Origin of the sequence: Pseudomonas sp. Sample_9 (assembly GCF_004307535.1) — a bacterium.
GTDB lineage: Bacteria > Pseudomonadota > Gammaproteobacteria > Pseudomonadales > Pseudomonadaceae > Aquipseudomonas > Aquipseudomonas mercuritolerans.
In genome coordinates this window covers 25,042-28,588 of sequence record NZ_RAZO01000318.1, presented here as the reverse complement: position 1 = coordinate 28,588, position 3,547 = coordinate 25,042, and the positions used below count along the sequence as shown (strand labels likewise).

The 3,547-nt window shown below is 63.3% G+C and carries 2 protein-coding genes; both read right to left on the bottom strand.

Features of this window, described 5'->3' with window-relative positions:
* Positions 1 to 79: 79 nt before the first annotated feature.
* A complete protein-coding gene (locus D6877_RS17475) occupies positions 80 to 1,042 on the bottom strand; it encodes an alpha/beta hydrolase (RefSeq protein ID WP_130911583.1) in 963 nt (320 codons plus the stop codon).
* Positions 1,043 to 1,111: 69 nt separating this feature from the next.
* On the bottom strand, positions 1,112 to 3,547 hold a 2,436-nt coding region (locus D6877_RS29970; RefSeq protein ID WP_241662918.1), incomplete at its 5' end, for a condensation domain-containing protein.

Below are 3,547 nucleotides of genomic sequence, written 5' to 3'. Positions count from 1 at the left end.
TTACTTTTTTTGGCGCTTGTAAAAAAGTAAGTCGCCGTCAGGCGAAACCGCCAGCAGCCGCTACCGAAGCAACGGATATTCACCCAATCTCAAGAGCCCGCGCAAGCGCCCCACCAACCCTCAGATAAACCTCCAGAACCCCAGGCACCACCGCCCCCAACCGCAACAAATCATGAGTCAACCCGGCACAAACCTCGACATCGACCTCAACCCCCTGCCCGCGCAGCCTGTCGACATAAGCCTGCCCCTCATCCAGCAACGGATCAAACCCGGCCAATACCACAATGGCCGGCGCAACCCCACGCAAATCCTCCGCCAGCAACGGCGAAAAACGCCAATCCAGATAATCCTCCGGCCCTCGCGCATAGTGCTGATAAAACCACTCCAGCGTGTCGTTCTCGAGCAAATACCCCTCGCCAAACAACAGCCGCGAATCATGCACCCGCGAAGCATCGGTCACCGGATAACACAACAACTGCGCCTTCGGCGCGATAGCCACCGTGTGCGGCTGCCGCACCGCCTGAATCGCCAGCACCGTCGCCAACGTGGCGCCCGCGCTGTCGCCACCAAACGCAACGCGCGAACCATCCAGGCCCAGGCTCGCAGCCTGTTCGGCCAGCCAGGCCAAAGCGTCCTCGCCATCCTCCAGCGCCGTCGGAAAGCGATGCTCCGGCGCCAGTCGATAACCGACCGAGAGCACCGCACACGGCGTGCGCTGGCAAAACTCGCGGCAGACGCCGTCGTGGGAATCCAGACTGCCGACCACAAACCCGCCACCGTGGAAATACACCAGCACCGGCAGCGGCGATTCAACACCGTTGGGCCGATACAAACGTAACGCCAGCGCCGCACCGTCACGGGCCTGTGTTTCGATCTCGGTGACTTCAAGATCCTGCGGCGCCGGCCAGCGCAGTTGCGCGGTGGTCTGTTCGAAGGTGGCGCGGGCTTCGCTCGGGGTTAGTTGGTGCATGGCCGGCAGGCCGGCGTCCTGGCTGTCTTGCGCCAGGTCGAGGAAAGCTTCCAGATCAGGGTGTAACGACATCGATAAAAATCCTTGTATCCGCAAGAAGACGGGCGCGCCTGGGCAGCGCCCGCGCAAAAGGCCGGGTGATCACCCCACCCGCGCCATGCAATGTTCGATCAACGCTTCAAGCTCGCGCTGGTAATCGCTCATCAGCGCATCCATGGTGCCGGCGCGGTAACGCTGACTGCTGTAGATGCAGCGCAAGGCCAGTTGGCCGTCATAGACCTGGCCGACAATTTCCAGCCAGTTGCCCAGGTTCGCCTTGAGGCTGTAGTTGTCGCCGGTCTCTTCCAGTGCCGGCACCAGCAACGCCTGTTCATCGAAGCTCTGGTCGAACTGCCCGAGGTAGTTGAAGGTCACCCGTGCCTGCGGCAATGCAGCCAGTTGCGCCGAAATGTCCGGCTCGGCCAGATGACGCAGCACGCCATAGCCGATGCCCTTCTGCGGTACGCCCGCCAGTTGCGCCTGCACATCGATGATCGACTGGCCGATGTCGTCGCTGTCCGGGCGCAAACGCACCGGGAACATGCTGGTGAACCAGCCGAGGCTGCGGCTCAGGTCGATCGATTCGAAGAGGTCTTCGCGCCCGTGCCCTTCGAGCAGAATCAGCGCCGACGGTTGCTGGCTCCAGCGGCACAGGGCACGGCTGAGCGCTGACAACAGCAGGTCGTTGATCTGCGTGCCGTACACCGCCGGGGCCTGTTTGAGCAGTTGTTCGGTGTGCTCGCGGGACAGTTTGAGCCGTGCCTGCGCCTGTTGCCGCACAAGGTTCTTGCCGCGCGGGTTGTCGCACGGCAGATCAACGCCCGGTTGATCCAGTTGCTCCAGCCAATAGTTCAATTCCTGCTCGGCAATCACCGGCGCCTGCGCCTGCAATGCCTCGGCAAACGAACGGTAACTGCTGGTGCGAATCGGCAGCTGCGGCGCCAGCCCCTGCACGCACGCCTCATAAGCGACTTTCAGATCGTCGAGCAGAATCCGCCACGACACGGTGTCGACCACCAGGTGATGAATTACCACCAGCAACCGCGCCTGGCCATCCGGCAAGGCCACATGCATGACCCGCCAGACCGGCCCGTCATCGAGCTTGAGGCTGCGCTGCGCGAGGTTGGCCAAGGCTTCGACCTCTTCGCTGCTTTGCGCTTCACGGCGCCACAGCACAGCCTCGTCGGAGGCGCTGGTGCTATAGCGCTGCAACCAGCGCCCGCCGTCGTTGGAAAAACGCAGGCGCAGCGAATCGTGATGTTGTTCGATCAAGCCCAGCGCTTGTTCCAGTGCATCGAGATCCAGCGACTGACGTGCGCTGAGCAGCAACGACTGGTTGTAGTGATGCGCCTCGACCATGCCTTCGGCGAAGAACCATTGCTGAATCGGCAGCAGATTGAACGCGCCCTCTGCGGCAACCTGAGTCAGGTCAGGCGACGCTTGCCCGGCGCCCTCCTTCGCCACTTGCTGCTCGAGAATGCCGGCGATGGTTTGATAGCGCATCAGATCGCGCAGCTTCAGCTCCATTTGCAGCGTCGGGTGGTTTCGCACCCGCGAGATCACTTGCAGGCTGAGGATCGAATCGCCGCCCAGTTCGAAGAAATTGTCGCTGATACCGACCTGCTCGACCTGCAACACCTGCGCCCAGATTTCCGCCAGCAGGCGTTCCTGCCCGGTGCGCGGGGCAACATATTCGTCGCTTTTGAACTCCGGCTCCGGCAGGGCCTTGCGATCGAGCTTACCGTTGGGCGTAACCGGGAATGCGCTGAGGCAGACGATCTGCGCCGGCACCATGTATTCCGGCAGCGAAGCGCGCAGCCCGGCCTTGAGTTCATCGCCGATGTCTTCGCCGCTGGCGGTGACCACGTAGCCGATCAGTTGCTTGCCGGAGGCATTGTCGCGGGCAATCACCAGCGCATCGCTGACCGCCGGCAACTGACGCAGGCTGGCCTCGACTTCGCCCAGCTCGATGCGGAAGCCGCGCACCTTGACCTGATGGTCGATGCGCCCGACGTAATCGACCACGCCGTCCGCGCGACGGCGCACCAGATCGCCGCTGCGGTACAGGCGCTCGCCGGGCTCAAACGGGTTGGGCACGAAGCGTTCGCCGGTCAGGTCGGGGCGCCCGTGATAACCGCGAGCGACGCCGTAACCGCCGATGTACAACTCACCGGCAAAACCCGGCGGCAGCGGATTCAGATCGTCGTCGAGCACGTACAGCGAGCGCGCACCGACCGCGCGGCCGATCGGCGCATACGCCGCTTCGCAGTGCTGGCTGATGGCGACTTTCCAGAGCATCGGCGTGACCACGGTTTCGGTCGGGCCGTAGCCGTTGGTGAAGTACTGCGGACGCAACGCCGCTTTCACCTGTTCGAAAGTCTGCTCCGGCACCGCATCGCCACCGAAGCAGTAGATGCGTACCGGTGGCGGCGCGATGCCGCTGGCGGCGGCGTACTCGGCGAGTTGCTTGAGATAGGCTGGCGGGAAGCAGGCGATGGTCACGCCGTAATCGTGCAGGGCCTGATAGGTCTGCTCCGG